The organism is Nonomuraea sp. NPDC003804, from assembly GCF_040610675.1.
Classification (GTDB): Bacteria; Actinomycetota; Actinomycetes; order Streptosporangiales; family Streptosporangiaceae; genus Nonomuraea.
On the sequence record NZ_JBEXMT010000052.1, the window covers coordinates 1 to 16,347 of the forward strand.

Here is a 16,347-nt window from a genome sequence, read left to right on the forward strand (position 1 = left end):
CCGTCATGCCTCCAGGTGTCCGTCAGCGAACATCACCTGGCGCACCTCGATCCCCAGCCCCTCGATCGCGGCGTCCGGGATCCGCGCCGCCAGCTCGATCGCCCGCTCCTTGTTCTCGCAGTCGATCAGGTAGAAGCCGCCCAGGTACTCCTTCGACTCCAGGAAGGGGCCGTCGGTCACCACCGGCTGGCCGTTGCGTACCGACACCACGGCGGCCTGGGACGGGTCGACCAGCGCCTGCGTGGTGATCAGCTCGCCGGACTCCTTCAGCGCCTCGATGAACCTGCCGTGGCCGGCGCCGATCGCCGCCTTCTCCTCGTCGGTCAGCGCGTCCAGCACGGCCGGGTTGATATGCATGCTGATCAGGAACTTCATCTCGTACTCCGCGTGATTCGCGGGCCCCGGCTGGGCCCTTGCACCGGTTGGTCGGAGCGGCCGCCGTCGTCTTGACATCCCCGGCCAGAAAATCCGCATGATTTTTTCGCCCTGGCGGCGCCCGGCCGTCAGCATGTCTGTCCCACCGTGGCGGACGCAAGAGATTTCCGTCCGTGCCGATGTCAAGAAGCTCTCGGCCGCTCCGACCAACCGGCGAAACGTCGAGACAACAGGGAGTTTCGGATATGCGGATCAACCGGGCATGGCTGGGACTGGTCGTCCTCATGCTGCCGACATTGCTCGTCGCGATGGACATGACGGCGTTGCTCCTCGCCCTCCCACGGCTGAGCGCCGACCTGGGCGCCACCAACGTCGAGCAGCTGTGGATCAGTGACAGCTACGGATTCATGGTGGCCGGCATGGTCATCACGATGGGCACGCTCGGCGACCGGATCGGCCGCCGGCGACTGCTGTTGATCGGCGCGGCGGCGTTCGGGGTGCTGTCGGTCGTGGCCGCCTTCGCGCCCACCCCGCTGATGCTGATCGTCGCGCGTGCGCTGCTGGGCGTCGCCGGCGCGACCCTGGCGCCGTCCACCCTCGCGTTGATCACCAACATGTTCCGCGACGAACGGCAGCGCGGGCAGGCCATCGCGATCTGGGCGACCTGCCAGTTCGCCGGCGGCGCGCTCGGACCCGTGCTGGCCGGATTCCTGCTCCAGCACTTCTGGTGGGGATCGGTGTTCCTGGTCGCTGTGCCGGCGATGGCGCTGCTGCTGCTCGCCGGGCCGGTCCTGCTGCCGGAGTTCCGCAGCGACCAGGCCGGCAGGACGGACCTGACGAGCGTCGGCCTGTCGCTCGTGGCGGTGCTTTTGATGGTCTACGGCATCAAGCAGCTGACCGTCGAGAGCGTGCCGGTCGTGCCGGCGGTGACCCTCGTCGTCGGCGCGGCCATCGGATTCCTGTTCGTACGCCGACAACTGCGGCTGGAGACGCCGCTGCTGGACCTGCGGCTGTTGGCCAACCGCCCGTTCACCGCCGTACTCGTCGCGCTGGTCTTCGCCGGCATCGCCATGGCCGGCACGGGCCTGCTGGTCACCCAGTACCTGCAGAGCGTGCTGGGCTTCTCGCCGTTCGCGTCGGCGGTGCTGTTCGCGCCCATGGGCCTGGGTGTGGCGGTCGGCACCATGGCCGCGCCGGCGCTGGCCCGGCGGATGAAGCACACGACCGCCATCGCCGGGGGGCTGGTGGGATCGGCGCTGGGCAGCCTGCTGCTGGTCGGCGTCGACGGGGCGAGCGCCCTGCCGCTGGTGATGATCGGCATCGCCGTACTGGCGCTGGGCACCGGCCCGCTGTTCGCGCTGGGCACCGGGCTGGTCGTCGGGTCCGTACCGCCGGAGCGGGCCGGCTCGGCGGCGTCGATGTCGGAGACCGGCAACTACTTCGGCGGTTCGCTCGGCTTCGCGCTGCTCGGTGTGGTGGCCGCGGTGGTCTACCGCAGCCGGATGGACGGCACGTCCGACTCGCTGGCCGGCGCGGTCGCCGCCAGCCGGCACCTTCCCGCCGGCCAGGGCGCGGAACTGCTGCACACCGCCCGGGAGGCGTTCACCGCCGGCGTGCACGTCACCGGCGTCGTCGCCGCGGTCATCTTCGCCGGGCTGGCCGTCCTGGTCCTTGCCATGCGCCCGGAAACCAGGACCACGCCGGCCGGGCTGCCCGAGTACGAGGCGACTCGCTCGTAGCGCCTCGGCGAGGCCGACGTGGTCCTGCGGGCCGAGCACCTGGCCGCGCGGGGGCGCCGGCGTGGTCGCGGCTCATGACTCCTCCGTGTCCGGCGCAGGGGAGATCGTCGCACCGGCCGACAGCAGCCTTCCCGCCAGCGCGCGGCAGCGCCTCGCGAGCTCCGGAGGGTCGAGGACCTCGAAGTCGTGCCCCAGCAGGAGCACGTGCACGAGCACGAAGTCGAGGCTGCCGGCGCCGCTGAGCACCTCGCAGCGCTCGTTCCCTCTCCGTCGGACGACGGCCGCCGACGCCGGGATCTGCGCGCGCACCGTGTCGGCCGGCGCGTGCACGAGGAAGCGCGCCTGGTGCGGGTAGACCCGGCTGGCCACGCTCTCCTGCACGTACGTCGCCGCGTCGGGCGCCGCGCGCGGGCGGAAGCGCCAGGTCCGCGCCGACACCTCGGTCATCCGGTCGACGCGGAAGCTGCGCCAGTCGTCGCGATCGAGGTCGTAGGCCAGCAGGTACCAGCGCCGGTCGGAGGCGACCAGACGGTACGGCTCGACCCGCCGCCGGCGTACCCGGCTCCCGGACGGGTAGTCGAAGCCGGCCTCGACCTCGTCGCGGCAGGCTCTGGCCAGCGTCATGAGCACCTCGGGGTCGACCGGCGTGCGGCCCCCGCCGAACGACTCCACCGAGCCGGAGAGCGCGCGCACCTCGTGCCGCAGCCGGGTGGGCAGCATCCGGTCGAGCTTGGTCAGCGCCCGGAGCGCGGCGTCGCCGGCGCCGGCGACCGCGCCACCCGCGCCGGCGAGCAGCGATACCGCGGTGGCGATCGCCTCCTCGTCGTCGAGAAGCAGCGGCGGCAGGTCCTGCCCAGGGCCGAGCTGGTAACCGCCGCCGACACCCTGGCTGGCATGCACCCGGTAGCCGAGCGTGCGCAGCCGCTCGACATCGCGCCGTACCGTGCGCGGCGTGACCCCGAGCCGGTCGGCGAGCTCGGGGCCGGTCCAGACCTGCCGCTGCTGCAACAGCCCGAGCAGGGCGAACACCCGCTCCGTCGTACCCCGCTCGGCACCGCTCGCCACGTCCATGTCGGCCACCCTGCCAGATAGCGGACCGATACTGTCCGCCAGGGATGCCAGTGTGGCTCCATGGACGCAGACGAACACGACTGGAACCGGACGCTGCGCGAGCAATGGGAGTTCCACTGGAACCATCATCTCCGAGCCCGGCTCGACGGCCTCACCGACGACGAGTACTTCTGGTCGCCGGTGCCGGAGGCCTGGAGCGTCCGGCCGCGCGGCAGCTCGACGGCGCCCGTGCAGGCCGGTGCCGGGCACTTCACGATCGACTACGCCTTCCCCGAGCCGGTCCCCGCGGCCTTCACCACGATCGCCTGGCGACTCGGTCACGTCATCGTCGGCGTACTCGCCGCGCGCAACGCGGCGCACTTCGGCGCGCCGGCGGCGTCATACGAGACCTGGGAGTACGCCGGCAGCGCGGCCACCGCGCTCGACCAGCTCGAGAGCCAGCTCGACCTCTGGCTGGCCGGGGTGCGCGGCCTCGGCGAGGCCGGGCTGCGGGTCCCGGTCGGCGCGAAGGAGCCCTTCCCCGAGCTGCCCATGGCCGCTCTGGTGCTGCACATCCACCGCGAGCTGATCCACCATCTGTCCGAGGTCTGCCTGCTGCGCGACCTCTACCTGCACACGAATCCCGCTACGAACGGAGCAACCCGATGAGCCGTCACATCCAGGTCACCTTCGACGCCCACGACCCGCGGGCGCTGTCGTCCTTCTGGCGTGACGTGCTGGGCTACGTCCATCCCGGCCCGCCCGGGGTCGACCTGCCCGAGGACGCCGACCCGCTGGCCGCATGGGACGACTTCCTCGCGCGGATCGGCGTGCCGGAGGAGCAGCGCAACACGAGATCGGCCATCGAGGACCCGGACGGGCACGGCCCGCGGCTGTTCTTCCAGCAGGTGCCGGAGGACAAGGTCGCCAAGAACCGTGTCCACCTCGACGTCCGCGCGGCTCCCGGTCTGCTGGGAGAGGAGCGGATGGCGGCACTGGAGGTCGAGTGCGACCGGCTCGTCGCGCTGGGAGCGAAGCGGGTACGTCGGCACGAGCCCGCTCCCCCGATGAGCGCCGGCTTCATCGTGATGACCGACCCCGAGGGCAACGAGTTCTGCCTGGACTGACGCGGCTCGGCTGTTGTCGTACGCCTACCGCCGCGCCCGCCGAACGCCGCCGGTGTGATCCGATGACCGGTGAGGCAGTGCCCTCCCCTCGCGACTCAGCCGAGGATGAGCGGGAGCTTCGCGGCGAGATCGCCCAGCGCGGCCTTCTCCGCGGCGGTCGGGGCGCGACGTCCGGCGCCGATCAGCAGCGCCTCCTTGTCGGAGAACGAGGCGGGAAACGGGGTCCCGGCGATCTTCTCCAGGGACGCGCGTGCCGCCGCGAGGGTCTCGGCGGGCGGCTCGGCGGCCGACGGCAGGTGCGCGATCAGGTCGAGGTGGTGCAGGGTCCATTCGAGCACGTACGCGGACAGGTAGTCGCCGATGGTCAGCACCTCGTCGCGGGTGCTGACGCGGACGGCGGGATCGGCCAGTACGGCGGCGCGGCCCGCGGCGGATCCGACGTCGTCGAGGTGGAACCTGAGCAGCCGCGGTTCGCCGTATGCGGCGGCCAGCCGGGGGATCAGCGCGTCGAGCGGGTCCTCGCCGGTCGGGGGTTCGACGAGGTTCCAGTAGGTGACCGCGTCCACGGTCGGTTCGGTTCCTGCGGGCGTGACCAGGGTGATCAGGACGTCCTGGGCGTCGATGACCAGGTGGCACACCAGGTCCCGCACGAGCCAGCCGGTACAGCCGGACGGCCGTTCGAAGTCCTCGTCCGAGGTGTCGGCGACCGCCGCGCGCAATGCCGTCCAGGAACGTGAGAAGAGATCCACTGCGGCACGGTAGTACCGGACCGGAACGGCGGACAAGCCTCCTGGGAGGGTCGGCTCGGACCGCGGCAGGACGCTCATCGCGGCGACCGGCGCAGCGTGACTGCGGCCGGTGGCGTCATGGACGTGACCGGCGTCCAGGGTCAGTTGTCTCGGGTCCCGCGGGCGCTGTCGCGAAGCTGTGCCACCGCCCGGGCGATGAGGTCGCCGCGGCGTCGGTCCTGGCGGGCGTGGACGACGATGCGCCGCGAGAGGGTGGGGCGGACCAGGGGCTTGGCGACGACTCCGTCGGGGAGTTCCGCGACGGCCAGGCGCGGCAGGACGGTGACGCCGATGCCCGCCTCCACCAGTCGCAGCGCCGCCCGGTGATCGTCCAGGCGGGCGGCATAGCGCGGCGTGAATCCGGCGGCCCTGCAAGCGGTCACGATGATCTGTCCGATCGGGCTGTCGTAGATGTCGTGGTCTATCCAGGGCTCGCCTTCGAGGTCCCGGAAGGCGAGTTCGTGGGCATCGGCGAGAGGGTGGGCACCGGGGAGCACGGCGACGAGCTCCTCGACGGTGAGTTCATGACGCTGGTAGCCGTCAAGGTGTACTTCGGCGCCGTTGGCGGGCTCCGTCCGGATGTCGAGGTCCGGTCGTCGGCGGCCACGCCCGTCGACCGGTTCGTTGAGGCTGATCTCGACGGCGAGGTTGGGTTGGTGCCGGCGAACGGTCCGCACGACCTCCGGGATCCACCGCTCGGCCGCGGAAGCGAAGCAGGCGATCGCCAGTTGCTGCGCCTGACCGCTGCGAAGGTCTGCCACGACTCGTTCAAGCCGTCCGAAGTCGGCGAGGAGCGACTGAGCTTGGTCTGCCAGGTGCCGTGCGGCATCGGTGGGGCTGATACCGCGTCCCTGCTTCTCGAAAAGGACCAGTCCGGTCTCCTTCGCCAGGGTGGTCATGTGCTGGCTGATCGTCGCGGGAGAGTAGCTGAGGTTCCGCGCCGCTTTGTTGATCGACCCAGCTGCCAGGACAGCGCGCAGGATCGCGAGGCGTTGCGGGTTGAGCATGGTATCGACAGTAAGGCAATGCCGAATGATAAGTCGCATTTGTTTGCTTGTGACGAGTTTTGTCATCGATTGAAGATGGCATCGAGCAGAAGATTCGACGTCGTCTCGGACGCGGTGAGAGAGGGTTGGCGATGGACACCACCTTTTGGGACGAGGCGGACCGCCTCCTGGTCCGCTACGGAGCCGGCTTCACCCCGCGGGTCATCGAACGTGCCTCCGGTGCGTATGTCTACGATCGCCAGGGCACGCCGATCCTCGACTTCACCTCGGGACAGATGAGTTCCATCCTCGGCCATGCGCACCCGGCCATCGTGGCAACGGTTTCCTCCGCGGTCGCGTCGCTGGACCACCTCTTCAGCGGCATGCTCAGCACTCCCGTGCTGGAGCTCGCCCACCGGCTCACCGCGACCCTGCCCCCGACGCTCAGCAAGATGTTGCTGCTCACCACAGGAGCCGAGGCGAACGAGGCCGCGATCAAGATGGCCAAGCTCTCCACCGGCCGCTTCGAGATCGTCTCCTTCGACCGCTCGTGGCACGGCATGACCCAAGGGGCCGCCGCCGCGACCTTCTCCGCCGGGCGGCGTGGCTACGGCCCGCCGACACCGGGAAACCTCGCGCTGCCCTCGCCGAACGCCTATCGTTCGCCGTTCCGAACCTCCGACGGGTCACACGACTGGGAGGCTGAGCTCGCCTACGGCTTCGCCCTGGTCGACCGGCAATCGGCCGGGAGCCTCGCCGCCTGCCTCATCGAGCCCATCCTGTCCTCAGGCGGGATCATCGACCTGCCGCCCGGGTATCTGCGTCGCCTCAAAGAGATGTGTGACGAACGCGGGATGCTGCTCATCCTGGACGAGGCGCAGACCGGCCTCGGCCGTACCGGAGCGATGTACGCGTTCGAGCGCGACGGGGTCGCACCCGACATCCTCACGTTGTCGAAGACCTTGGGAGCCGGACTGCCCGTGGCGGCCGTCGTCACGACCGCCGAGATCGAGCAGGTCTGCCACGACCGGGGTTTCCTCTTCTACACCACCCACGTCTCCGACCCCTTGGCGGCCGCCGTCGCACTGACGGTCCTCGACGTCATCGACCGCGAGAACCTCACCGAACGTGCGGCGACGCTGGGCGATCAGCTCACCGAACGGCTGCTGGCACTTCGCGACACCTACGAAGTCGTCGGCGACGTCCGCGGCCGTGGCCTGCTCCAAGGTGTCGAGCTCGTCAAGGACAAGAAGAGCAAGGCGCCCGCCGACGCGCTGGGCAGCGCGATCACCTCGGCCTGTCTCGAACGCGGCCTGCACCTGAACATCGTCCAGCTACCTGAGATGGGCGGCATCTTCCGCATCGCCCCGCCTCTCACGATCAGGGAGGACGAGCTGCACGCCGGCGTGGACATCCTCGAGGCGTCCCTCAAAGCCGTGCTCGACGCCGGAGCCCGGACGCCCGCCAGAGCCTGACGACCAGCGCATTACCCGCGTCCTGGTCGTTGCGATCAGCGCCGTCATCTGGGCGCGCACGCGACGGACCGGTCCCGCCCTGCAGCCGGACAACACCACCGAAAGCCGGGGCCGGCCCCCGGCGTTCCGTCTCACCGGGGTCAGGCAGTACGCGCCGGCGTTCACGCAGGTCACCGGTGTCGGGTGGCGCGCACGACGACATCGTGGAGGGGGACCGTCCTGCCCCCGTGGCCCGCGAGCGTGCGGAGGTGCTCTTCGGCGGTGACGATCTCCCACTGCATGCCGTCCAAGCGCGCGGTGATGGCCGCGGAGGTGACCGACGCTTCGGCGGGAGGGTGGTGTCCGTGGCCGGTGGAGCCCGCGGTGTGCAGGTGCCCGACGATGAGCAGCGTGCCGCCCGGAGCCACCCATCCGGCGATGCGGTCGTAGAACTCCAGTTGCGGCATCGCCGGGTGAGCGTAGTGGGTCATGACCAGGTCGAACTGCACGCCAGGGCTCCAGACGCGCAGATCCGCCTCAACCCACTGCAGGCGCTCGGGTGCCCGGCTCGTCGCCGCGCGCTCGGCGGCGCTGGCAAGGGCCTCGGACGAGATGTCGGCTGCGGTGACCTGCCAGCCATGGGAGGCGAGCCAGATCGCCTCGGCACCGCCGCCGCATCCCGCATCCAGCGCCGTGCCCGGTGTCAGGCCGCTGGTCTCACGAGCGAGGTACGGGTTCGGCGGGTAGCCGCCCATGGACGCGGGACCCCCGGCTCGCCCCTGCTGCCAGCGCTGCTCCCAGAAATCCTTGTCGAATCGGGGCGTCAAAGGTCGTCCTCCTCGTTCGCGGTGATCTATCTCTCCGCCTGCTGCCCCATCGGCGCCGACAGGTCGTGCACCCCCTCGGCGGGCGCGTTCCTCATGGTGCGGACGGACCAGGCGGATCTGCAAATGCTGTTGCCGAATGGCAAAAGGGACGTCGTGGGCGGCGGCTTCGGCCCGGCCGGGTGCCGTCGGTCGTGGTCCGGTGCCGCCATGCGGCGTCGCCGCGGCATCTGGTCGTCTCGCCTGCCAAGCCGGACAGCCGAGTGACACCGGGGGTTGCTGGTGGCGCGTATGGTGGAGCGTCCTTCGCAGACGTGGGCAACCCGGGGCAGCGGCCCTGCTGTGACGTTCGACCGCGGAAGAAGTGGATGGTCTGCCATGCATGACAAGCCCGAACGGCGGGTTGCGGTGTTCGGCGCCGGCTACATCGGTCTGGTGACCGGTGCGTGTCTGGCCGAGCTCGGCCACCGGGTGGTGGTACGGGACATCGACCCCGAGAAGATCAGGCTGCTGCGGTCCGGCGATGTGCCGATCTACGAGCCGGGACTGGGTGACATGATCGCCCGGAACAAGGAGCGGCTGACCTTCACCGTGGATCTGCAGGAGGCCTTGGACGGGGCCGAGATCGTGTACGTGTGCGTGGACACGCCGCCGTCGGCGTCCGGTGACGCGGACCTGTCGCGGGTCTGGGCGGTGGTGAAGTCGCTGGAGGGCGCATCACACCTCCGGGCCGTGGTGGTGAAGTCCACGGTGCCGGTGGGCACGGGCACGCTTGTACGGGCCGCGCTGGATGCGGCCGGTCTCGGGCACGTCGGGTATGCCGCGAATCCGGAGTTCACCGCTGAAGGCACGGCCGTCCACGACTTCCTGCACCCGGACCGCGTCGTCGTGGGAGCCACCGACGAGGCGACCGCACACCTGATCTCGCAGCTGCACCAGGGCGTGGACGGGCCGGTCGTGGTGATGGATGTGCGGTCCGCCGAGATGGTCAAGCTCGCCTCCAACGCCCTGCTCGCCACGAAGATCAGTTTCATCAACGAGATCGCCACCTTGTGCGAGAAGACCGGCGCCGACGTCGAGGAAGTGGCTCACGCTGTCGGCCTGGACCACCGCCTTGGCCGCCACTTCCTGCGTCCCGGCATCGGCTGGGGCGGTTCCTGCTTCCCCAAGGACTCCGAGGCGTTGCGGCAGTTGGCCAGCAACACCGGCTACCACCTGCAGCTGCTCACGGCCGTGATCGAGGTCAACAACCTGCAGAAGCGCAGGGCGATCCAGAAGCTCAAGGACGTCCTCGGCAGCCTGGCGGGCGCGCGGGTGGCGCTGCTCGGGCTGACGTTCAAACCGGGAACCGACGACATGCGGGAGGCGCCCAGCACCGTGTTGGCGGCCCGGCTGCTGGCCGAGGGTGCCGAGGTGCGCTGCTGGGATCCGATGGCTCGGCCGGCCGAACGGGAGCCGTGGACGTCGACGAGCCGCCACGCGAGCCCGGAGTCGGCAGTCGAGGGGGCGGACGCGGCGATCGTGGTGACGGAGTGGCCGCAGCTGACGGAGGTCGACTGGACGCGGGCCGCTTCGGTGATGCGCAGGCCCGTGCTCTTCGACGGCCGCAACCTGCTGGACCCGGCCGAGATGCGGGCTGTCGGTTTCACCTATCTCGGCGTCGGCCGGCCGTAGGTTCATGCTGCTGCCCCGTGCCGCCGACGGTTCCGGCCGCACGGGGCGGCAACCTGCTTGACGGATGGCGGTGGATGCCGGACTGCCCCATCCGGCCGAACTCCTCGGAGAACAGGTCGTCGTGGTGGCCGCGTCCCTGGAAGCCGGCGTACCCTCCGTCCGCCCCGTCCGCCGGAAGGGACCTACCAGGGCACGGTGCCGTCGTCCTGGAGGTAGGCGCCGCTCGGGCCGTCGGCGTCGAGCGTGGCCAGCCGTACCGCGATCGCGGCGCCTTGCTCGGCCGTACGGAAACCGGTGTGCGCGTTGAGGTCGGTCGCGCAGTAGCCGGGGTTGGCGGCGTTCACCTTGATCGGGGTGTCCCAGAGCTCCTTGGCGTAGGCGACGGTGATCATGTTGAGCGCCGACTTGGAGGAGTTGTAGGCCGCGTAGTTGTGCGGCCAGAAGGGGCTGTCGGGATCGATCGCCAGGGCCAGCGAGCCCAGTTCGCTCGACATGTTCACGATCCGCGCCGCGGGCGCCTCGCGCAGCAGTGGCATCATCGCGTTGGTGACGGTGACCACGCCGAACACGTTGGTCTCGTAGACCTGCCTGAACGTCTCGGCCCCGGTGACGCTGGGGCGCGGGTCGTCCTGCCACACCGTGATCCCGGCGTTGTTCACCAGGATGTCGAGCGCGCCGTACTCCTCCTCCAGCCATTTCGCCGCCGCCTGCGCGGAGGCCGGGTCGGTGACGTCGAGCCGCACGTACGGCTGGCCGAGCCGCTCGGCGGCGGCCCGCCCGCGTTCCTCGTCGCGCGCCCCGATGACGGCGGTGATGCCGCGCTCGGCGAGCAGCCGCGCGATCTCGAAGCCGATTCCCTTGTTGGCACCAGTGATATTCCTGGAGGAGGTGCCTGCCTACGTGTTGGACGCCAAGTACGACATCCTCGCCTGGAACCCGCTCGCCAGCGCGCTGATGGGCGACCTCGACGCGCAGCCGCGCGACCAGTTGAACGTCATCCGCTGGGTCTTCCGCTCCCCCGACCTGGCCGAGCACCTGAGCGACGAGGAGAAGGGCCGCTTCGCCCGCGCCTCGGTCGCCGACCTGCGCTGGGCGGCCGGCCGCTACCCCGACGACCGGGAGATCCAGGCGCTGGTGGCCGAGATGCTGGCGCTCAGCCCCGAGTTCGCCGCGTTGTGGGCCGAGCACGAGGTGAAGGTGCGCAGGGAGCAACGCAAGCGCATCACCCATCCGGCCGTCGGCTCGATCGACGCGATCTGCCAGGTGCTGCCCGTCCCCGAGCGCGACGACCTGCGGCTCGTCCTCTACACCACAGAACCCGGTTCGCCCTCGCACCAGGCCCTGCGCAGGTTGCGGGAGGTGATTCCAAGCTCGTGAGACGACCGAGCCGGCGCCCGCCGACCCGACGGCCCGCGAGCACGTACCGTTGCCGACATGACCGACGACCTGCATCGGCTCGTGCGCGGCCTTGAGCAGCCGAAAGCCGGACGTGCCACTTCGAGGCCCACCTCGGTTGACCGCACTCTTGACGCTGTCGGAGCGAGGTTGAAGCGCCTTCGGCTGCAACGCGACGTCACGCTCGCCGACCTCGCGGCGGAGACCGGCATCTCCACCAGCACCTTGTCCCGGCTCGAGGCGGGCCTGCGACGTCCCACGCTCGAGCAGTTGCTCCCGCTCGCGCGTGTCCACGGGGTCACACTCGACGAGCTCGTCGACGCGCCGCCGACCGGCGACCCCCGCATCAACCTGCGTCCCATCCCCTGCGGCGACGGCTCGGTCGTCCTGCCACTGACCCGTCGGCCCGGAGGAATCCAGGCCTACAAGTTCGTCCTCCCGGCCGGAAGCGACGACACCGAGCCCGACCTGCGCGCCCACGAGGGTTACGACTGGATCTATGTCCTCAACGGAACGCTCCGCCTCGTCCTCGGGGAACACGACCTCATCCTCAGACCCGGGGAGGCCGCGGAGTTCGACACGCGCACCCCGCACTGGTTCGGGGCCACCAGCGCCGGTCCCGTCGAGTACCTGAGCCTCATCGGGAAACAAGGCGAACGCGCGCACGTCCGCGCAGCACCGCGACACGTCCCGCCCGAGTAAGAAGGCCCAGGGACCTCGATCCTGGGACCTGCCCAGCTCGTTCACGCTGCGAAGACCCCGCGGGACCGCACGAGCCGCGGGCCGGCGCGGGGTGGGCCGGCGCCTCCGCGCGGACCTCTCGGTCCTGCGCGAGGCCGCCGGGGCGTGGAGCGGCTCAGGCGGTGCGCTTGAGGAGGAGGGTGACGAAGCCGAGAATGCCGCGGTAGCCGTTCAGCCACATGTCGCGGTGTTCGAGTGCGGCCGCGAGCGCGCGGTCGGCGTCGGGGCCGGGGTGGTCGAGGGCCCAGCGGGTCAGGGTGCCGGTCCAGGACCATTCGTAGTCGTCCCATTCGGCCGGCTGGCTGGTGTGGGCGTAGATCGTGCGCAGGCCCGCGCTCTCGGTGGCCGCGACCGTGCCCGGCAGGTCGCTGTAGTCGTCAGGGTTGGCGCCGAGCTTGGCGAGGGCCTGCGGGGTGGGCGGGCGCTCCCAAAAGCCGTCGCCGAGCAGGGCCAGTCCGCCGGGTTTGAGGTGGGCGTGTACGGCGGTCGCGGTCGAGGTGAGGCCGCCGAAGGCGTGCGCGGCGCCGACGCAGAGCACCAGGTCGTACGGCTCGGCGGCGCGGAAGCCGTCGGCGGGCGTCTCGTGCAGGCGCAGGCGTTCGGACAGGCCGCGCGCGGCGGCGGCCTTGGCGGCGGCGGTGAGGGCGTGGGGGCTGATGTCCACGCCGTCGGCGGTGGCGTCCGGGTAGAGCTCGAGGGCTCGAAGCGTCCAGGTCGCCTCGCCGCAGCCGAGGTCGAGGATCCTGGCCTGGGCGGGGAGTGCGGCGCGGCGCAGCAGCCGTTCCTGGTTGGCCTCGGTGATGGGGGCGGCGATCGGATGATCGGCGTGGGCGATGGCGCTGATGAGCTGACGATCCATCGGACCACCATGGCGCAACGGAATCGCCGGTTGCCACCGCATTTGCCGTACGGCATCTCCGCGGCCGCGGCCCGGTCGGTGAGGTCGCGCCCGGCGTCGAACGGCTACCGCTTCGAGGGCGTCAGCAGGTGAGCGAGGCCAGGAAGCCGTCGACCAACCGGGTCTGCTGATCGGGCGGGAAGCCGTCGGGGTCGAAGAGCGCCTGCACCACCAGGCCGTGCGTGAAGGACAGCGCGGTCACGGCCAGGCTCTGCGCGTCAGCGCTTTCCGGCAGCTCGCCCAGGCGTCGCGCGTCCTCGACGGCGGCGCGCAGGTCGGCGCGGATGCGCTGGTACCTGGCCGTCTGCGCGGCGAAGAGCTTCAGGTCGGACAGGGCCACGTCCCAGGAACCGACCCAGATGCGGTTCATCGCCACGCCCTCAGGGGTCAGCGGCAGGATGTTGAGCAGGTGGGTGCGCAGCGTCGCCAGTCCGGGAGCGGGCGCCTTCAGGCGTGGTCGCTGCTGCGAGCGGGCCTCCAGGATGTCCAGGGCGTGCGCGACGAGCTCCCGTTTGCCCGCGAAGTAGTGGGTGACCAGCCCGGTGGAGGCCCCCATCGCCGCGGCGACCGCACGCAGGGTGAGCCCGGCGAAGCCGTGTTCCGCCAGGACGCGCCAGACGGCCTCGGAGACGTCACGGCGTCGGGCGTCGTGATCGGCGCGGGCGGGGCTCATGTCCTGTAGCGTACATACCAAACATTTGTTATGTATGGAGGCCGGATGTTCTCTCTCCCCCTCACCGCCGACGCCGAACTGCGGCCGCTCGACCCCTGGCTGGCTGAGGAGTTCCTGGCCAACCTTGACCGGGCACGCGAGCACATCGCGCCGTGGGTCTCGCCGTCGTTCGTGGCGGCCGACCTCGCCGAGGCGCGTGCGGTGTTGCAGCGCTATGCCGACAAGCGGGCCAGGGACGCCGGCGGCATCTGGGGGATCTGGCTGGAGGGCAGGCTGGTCGGCGGCGTGCTGTTCGTGTCGTTCGACACCGAGCAGGGCGGCTGCGAGGCGGGCTGCTGGCTGGAGCCCGGCGTGCAGGGGCGCGGGCTGATCACCCGCGCCGTCGAGCGGATCGTCGGCTGGGCGGTCGAGGAACGCGGCATCCAGCGCGTCGAGTGGCGCGTCATCGCGGGCAACACGCGCAGCATCAACGTCGCCAAGCGGCTGGGCATGAGCCGCGACGGCATCTTGCGTCAGTCCGTCCGGGGCGAGAACGGCCGGCTCGACGTCGAGGTCTGGTCGCTGCTGGCCGGCGAATGGCGTGCCCGCACGGCTTCATAGCGCGAGCCTGAAGGGCGCGTTCCAGGAGTACGGACTTCGGCGCGTTGTTCCCCCCTGAAGGCCGCTGCTTCGCTGTTGGGGGGATCATGCTGCCTGCCGTTGAGCCGGGCGCCACCTGCCGTGCCTTCGCGCGTCACCGAGCCGGTCTAGCCTGCGCGCATGATTCTGCGCAGGTTGCTCGCCGGTGTTACGGTCGCCGTCGTGCTGATCCAACCCCAGCCCGCCGCGGCCCATGGGCACAAGGACCCCGTCGTCATCGGGCACCGGGGCGCCAGTGCCCACCGGCCCGAGCACACGCTGCTCTCCTACGAGGCCGCCATCGCGATGGGCGCCGACTACATCGAGCCCGACCTGGTCGCCACCAAGGACCACGTGCTGGTCGCCAGGCACGAGAACGAGATCTCCGGCACCACGGACGTGGCCGTCCGGCCCGAGTTCGCCGACCGGCGCACCACCAAGACCATCGACGGCCGCCCGGTCACCGGGTGGTTCACCGAGGACTTCACGTTGGCCGAGCTGAAGACGCTGCGCGCCAAGGAGCGCATCCCGGACATCCGCCCCGACAACGCCGCCTTCGACGGGCTCGCGGAGATCCCGACCTTCGAGGAGGTCGTCCAGCTCGCCCAGCGGCACGGGGTCGGCGTCTACCCCGAGACCAAGCACCCCTCCTACTTCGACTCCGTCGGGCTGTCGCTGGAGGAGCCGCTGCTGGAGGTGCTGGAACGGTACGGCGTGCGCAAGGCGTTCATCCAGTCCTTCGAGACGGCCAACCTGCGCGAGTTGCGGGGCAAGACGCGGCTGCCGCTGATCCAGCTCATCACCTTCGGCGGCAAGCCGTACGACTGGGTCGTCTCCGGCGATCCCCGCACCTATGACGACATGGTGAAGCCGGAGGGGCTGCGCGAGGTCGCCTCCTACGCCAACGGCATCGGTGTCGACACCCGCCGCATCCTCCCCGTGGGGCCGGACGGCAAGCTCCAGGCGCCCACCACCCTGATCGAGGACGCCCACCGGCGGCGGCTCGACGTCCACGTCTGGACCATCCGCAACGAGAACTCCCAGCTCCCGCTGGAGCACCGCCTCGGCAACCCCGCCAGCCCCGTGTTCGCGCGCGCCACGGGTGACGTGATGGGCTTCCTCGGGCGGCTGGTCTCTCTGGGCATCGACGGTGCTTTCTGCGACGACCCCGCGATGGGCCGCGCCGTCATCGCCAGACCCGCCCGCCCCTGAGGGGTGCTGCGGACTCCCCGCGGTCATGGACGCAGCGCGTGAATGTCAGCCCGGCGAGCTCGCCGAGGTCCGGGAGAGCGGCTTGATGTGAGCGAACATGCTGCGGGCGTTCCAGGTGGGGAAGGCCCGTACGAGCCACCCGGGGCCGTGGAGCTGGATGCGGCGGTCGCCGGTGGCTTCGGCCCAGGTGAGCTGGCCGGCATGCCATTTGACGAAGGCTTCGGCTTCCGCCGTGACGTAGAGGTCCTCGTCGAGGCCGGGGTACTCCTTGCAGATCTCGGTGTCTCCGTGCTCGATCAGCAGCCAGAACCGCTCGCGGCGCCGGCGGCCGGTGAAGTCGAAGCGGATGACGACGCGTCGATGCGGGAGCAGGTCGCGGCGGAGCGCGTTGCACATCGACCACAGAGCCACGAAGGGGTCGAGGTGCTCGGGGGCGATCTCAAGCCAGGCGGCACCCCATTCGCCGAGCGACGCGCAGACCTTGAAGAGGTCGTGACCCGCTTGGGTGAGCTCGTAGTGGCGCCCGCGCCCGTCGGGCTTGGGCGCCGACTCGACGATGCCGAGCCGTTCGAGCTGCTTGAGCCGCTGCGAGAGCAGGGTGCGGGACAGCCCGGGCGCGCCCTCCAGGATCTCGCTGAAGTTTCCGCAGCCCAGGTGCAGGTTGCGGATGATCAGTGGCGTCCAGCGCTCGGCGAAGATCTCGGCGCCACGGGCGATGGGGCAGTACTGGCCGTACGTCCGCATGACACCAGTGTCGAACGCCCGATTTCGAGTGTGAAGTCCAGATTGTTGA

18 protein-coding genes are annotated in these 16,347 nt (G+C 70.6%); 9 read left to right on the forward strand and 9 right to left on the reverse strand.

Features of this window, described 5'->3' with window-relative positions:
• Positions 1–3: 3 nt before the first annotated feature.
• Positions 4–375, reverse strand: a complete 372-nt coding sequence (locus tag ABZX22_RS42830) for a YciI family protein (RefSeq protein WP_354922312.1) — start codon at positions 373–375, stop codon at positions 4–6.
• 245 nt (positions 376–620) lie between these two features.
• Here ABZX22_RS42830 and ABZX22_RS42835 point away from each other — a divergent pair, with 245 nt between their 5' ends.
• On the forward strand, positions 621–2,114 hold the full coding sequence (locus ABZX22_RS42835) for an MFS transporter (protein WP_354922315.1): 1,494 nt from the start codon (positions 621–623) through the stop codon (positions 2,112–2,114).
• Between the two features lie 72 nt (positions 2,115–2,186).
• Here ABZX22_RS42835 and ABZX22_RS42840 read toward each other — a convergent pair whose 3' ends face one another.
• A complete protein-coding gene (locus ABZX22_RS42840; RefSeq protein ID WP_354922318.1) occupies positions 2,187–3,185 on the reverse strand; it encodes a YafY family protein in 999 nt (332 codons plus the stop codon).
• A 60-nt stretch (positions 3,186–3,245) separates the two neighbouring features.
• Between ABZX22_RS42840 and ABZX22_RS42845 the strand changes: the two genes are divergently transcribed.
• On the forward strand, positions 3,246–3,833 hold the full coding sequence (locus ABZX22_RS42845; protein ID WP_354922321.1) for a DinB family protein: 588 nt from the start codon (positions 3,246–3,248) through the stop codon (positions 3,831–3,833).
• The gene (locus ABZX22_RS42850; RefSeq protein WP_354922324.1) at positions 3,830–4,291 is read left to right on the forward strand and encodes a VOC family protein; all 462 of its coding nucleotides are present in this window, start codon (positions 3,830–3,832) and stop codon (positions 4,289–4,291) included. Before ABZX22_RS42845 ends, ABZX22_RS42850 begins: the two co-directional genes overlap by 4 nt.
• 95 nt (positions 4,292–4,386) lie before the next feature.
• On the opposite strand, the gene ABZX22_RS42855 is transcribed toward ABZX22_RS42850, so the two are convergent.
• Positions 4,387–5,040 (reverse strand): maleylpyruvate isomerase N-terminal domain-containing protein, encoded by a 654-nt coding sequence (locus ABZX22_RS42855; protein ID WP_354922327.1) that lies wholly within the window; start codon positions 5,038–5,040, stop codon positions 4,387–4,389.
• Between the two features lie 140 nt (positions 5,041–5,180).
• Complete coding sequence (locus ABZX22_RS42860) at positions 5,181–6,086, reverse strand: LysR family transcriptional regulator (RefSeq protein WP_354922330.1); 906 nt, start codon at positions 6,084–6,086, stop codon at positions 5,181–5,183.
• Positions 6,087–6,217: 131 nt separating this feature from the next.
• Between ABZX22_RS42860 and ABZX22_RS42865 the strand changes: the two genes are divergently transcribed.
• The gene (locus ABZX22_RS42865; protein ID WP_354922333.1) at positions 6,218–7,540 is read left to right on the forward strand and encodes an aspartate aminotransferase family protein; all 1,323 of its coding nucleotides are present in this window, start codon (positions 6,218–6,220) and stop codon (positions 7,538–7,540) included.
• A 170-nt stretch (positions 7,541–7,710) separates the two neighbouring features.
• Here ABZX22_RS42865 and ABZX22_RS42870 read toward each other — a convergent pair whose 3' ends face one another.
• Positions 7,711–8,346: a class I SAM-dependent methyltransferase gene (locus ABZX22_RS42870; protein WP_354922336.1), complete on the reverse strand. Its 636-nt coding sequence runs from the start codon at positions 8,344–8,346 to the stop codon at positions 7,711–7,713.
• Between the two features lie 375 nt (positions 8,347–8,721).
• Here ABZX22_RS42870 and ABZX22_RS42875 point away from each other — a divergent pair, with 375 nt between their 5' ends.
• Complete coding sequence (locus ABZX22_RS42875; RefSeq protein WP_354922339.1) at positions 8,722–10,017, forward strand: UDP-glucose/GDP-mannose dehydrogenase family protein; 1,296 nt, start codon at positions 8,722–8,724, stop codon at positions 10,015–10,017.
• Positions 10,018–10,199: 182 nt separating this feature from the next.
• On the opposite strand, the gene ABZX22_RS42880 is transcribed toward ABZX22_RS42875, so the two are convergent.
• A complete protein-coding gene (locus tag ABZX22_RS42880) occupies positions 10,200–10,892 on the reverse strand; it encodes an SDR family oxidoreductase (protein WP_354922410.1) in 693 nt (230 codons plus the stop codon).
• Between ABZX22_RS42880 and ABZX22_RS42885 the strand changes: the two genes are divergently transcribed.
• Positions 10,888–11,394 (forward strand): DNA-binding protein, encoded by a 507-nt coding sequence (locus ABZX22_RS42885; RefSeq protein ID WP_354922412.1) that lies wholly within the window; start codon positions 10,888–10,890, stop codon positions 11,392–11,394. The two genes, ABZX22_RS42880 and ABZX22_RS42885, sit on opposite strands and share 5 nt — an antisense overlap.
• Positions 11,395–11,451: 57 nt before the next feature.
• A complete protein-coding gene (locus tag ABZX22_RS42890) occupies positions 11,452–12,114 on the forward strand; it encodes an XRE family transcriptional regulator (protein WP_354922342.1) in 663 nt (220 codons plus the stop codon).
• A gap of 154 nt (positions 12,115–12,268) precedes the next feature.
• Here the strand turns inward: ABZX22_RS42890 and ABZX22_RS42895 are convergent, their stop codons facing one another.
• Complete coding sequence (locus ABZX22_RS42895; protein WP_354922345.1) at positions 12,269–13,012, reverse strand: class I SAM-dependent methyltransferase; 744 nt, start codon at positions 13,010–13,012, stop codon at positions 12,269–12,271.
• Positions 13,013–13,133: 121 nt separating this feature from the next.
• Positions 13,134–13,724 (reverse strand): TetR/AcrR family transcriptional regulator, encoded by a 591-nt coding sequence (locus tag ABZX22_RS42900; protein ID WP_354922347.1) that lies wholly within the window; start codon positions 13,722–13,724, stop codon positions 13,134–13,136.
• 45 nt (positions 13,725–13,769) lie between these two features.
• Here ABZX22_RS42900 and ABZX22_RS42905 point away from each other — a divergent pair, with 45 nt between their 5' ends.
• Positions 13,770–14,324 carry a GNAT family protein gene (locus tag ABZX22_RS42905; RefSeq protein ID WP_354922349.1) on the forward strand — a complete coding sequence of 185 codons (555 nt, stop codon included), beginning with the start codon at positions 13,770–13,772 and terminating at the stop codon, positions 14,322–14,324.
• A 159-nt stretch (positions 14,325–14,483) separates the two neighbouring features.
• Entirely contained in the window at positions 14,484–15,554 is a 1,071-nt protein-coding gene (locus tag ABZX22_RS42910; RefSeq protein ID WP_354922352.1) for a glycerophosphodiester phosphodiesterase family protein, read from the forward strand.
• A gap of 45 nt (positions 15,555–15,599) precedes the next feature.
• On the opposite strand, the gene ABZX22_RS42915 is transcribed toward ABZX22_RS42910, so the two are convergent.
• Positions 15,600–16,298, reverse strand: coding sequence for a helix-turn-helix domain-containing protein (locus tag ABZX22_RS42915; protein WP_354922355.1), 699 nt, complete (start codon positions 16,296–16,298; stop codon positions 15,600–15,602).
• Positions 16,299–16,347 lie beyond the last annotated feature (49 nt).

Coding starts and splice junctions, on each gene's coding strand:
- ABZX22_RS42830 (WP_354922312.1), bottom strand. CDS start 375: ATGAAGTTCCTGATCAGCATGCATATCAACCCGGCCGTGCTGGACGCG.
- ABZX22_RS42835 (WP_354922315.1), top strand. CDS start 621: ATGCGGATCAACCGGGCATGGCTGGGACTGGTCGTCCTCATGCTGCCG.
- ABZX22_RS42840 (WP_354922318.1), bottom strand. CDS start 3,185: ATGGACGTGGCGAGCGGTGCCGAGCGGGGTACGACGGAGCGGGTGTTC.
- ABZX22_RS42845 (WP_354922321.1), top strand. CDS start 3,246: ATGGACGCAGACGAACACGACTGGAACCGGACGCTGCGCGAGCAATGG.
- ABZX22_RS42850 (WP_354922324.1), top strand. CDS start 3,830: ATGAGCCGTCACATCCAGGTCACCTTCGACGCCCACGACCCGCGGGCG.
- ABZX22_RS42860 (WP_354922330.1), bottom strand. CDS start 6,086: ATGCTCAACCCGCAACGCCTCGCGATCCTGCGCGCTGTCCTGGCAGCT.
- ABZX22_RS42865 (WP_354922333.1), top strand. CDS start 6,218: ATGGACACCACCTTTTGGGACGAGGCGGACCGCCTCCTGGTCCGCTAC.
- ABZX22_RS42875 (WP_354922339.1), top strand. CDS start 8,722: ATGCATGACAAGCCCGAACGGCGGGTTGCGGTGTTCGGCGCCGGCTAC.
- ABZX22_RS42890 (WP_354922342.1), top strand. CDS start 11,452: ATGACCGACGACCTGCATCGGCTCGTGCGCGGCCTTGAGCAGCCGAAA.
- ABZX22_RS42895 (WP_354922345.1), bottom strand. CDS start 13,012: ATGGATCGTCAGCTCATCAGCGCCATCGCCCACGCCGATCATCCGATC.
- ABZX22_RS42900 (WP_354922347.1), bottom strand. CDS start 13,724: ATGAGCCCCGCCCGCGCCGATCACGACGCCCGACGCCGTGACGTCTCC.
- ABZX22_RS42905 (WP_354922349.1), top strand. CDS start 13,770: ATGTTCTCTCTCCCCCTCACCGCCGACGCCGAACTGCGGCCGCTCGAC.
- ABZX22_RS42910 (WP_354922352.1), top strand. CDS start 14,484: ATGATTCTGCGCAGGTTGCTCGCCGGTGTTACGGTCGCCGTCGTGCTG.
- ABZX22_RS42915 (WP_354922355.1), bottom strand. CDS start 16,298: ATGCGGACGTACGGCCAGTACTGCCCCATCGCCCGTGGCGCCGAGATC.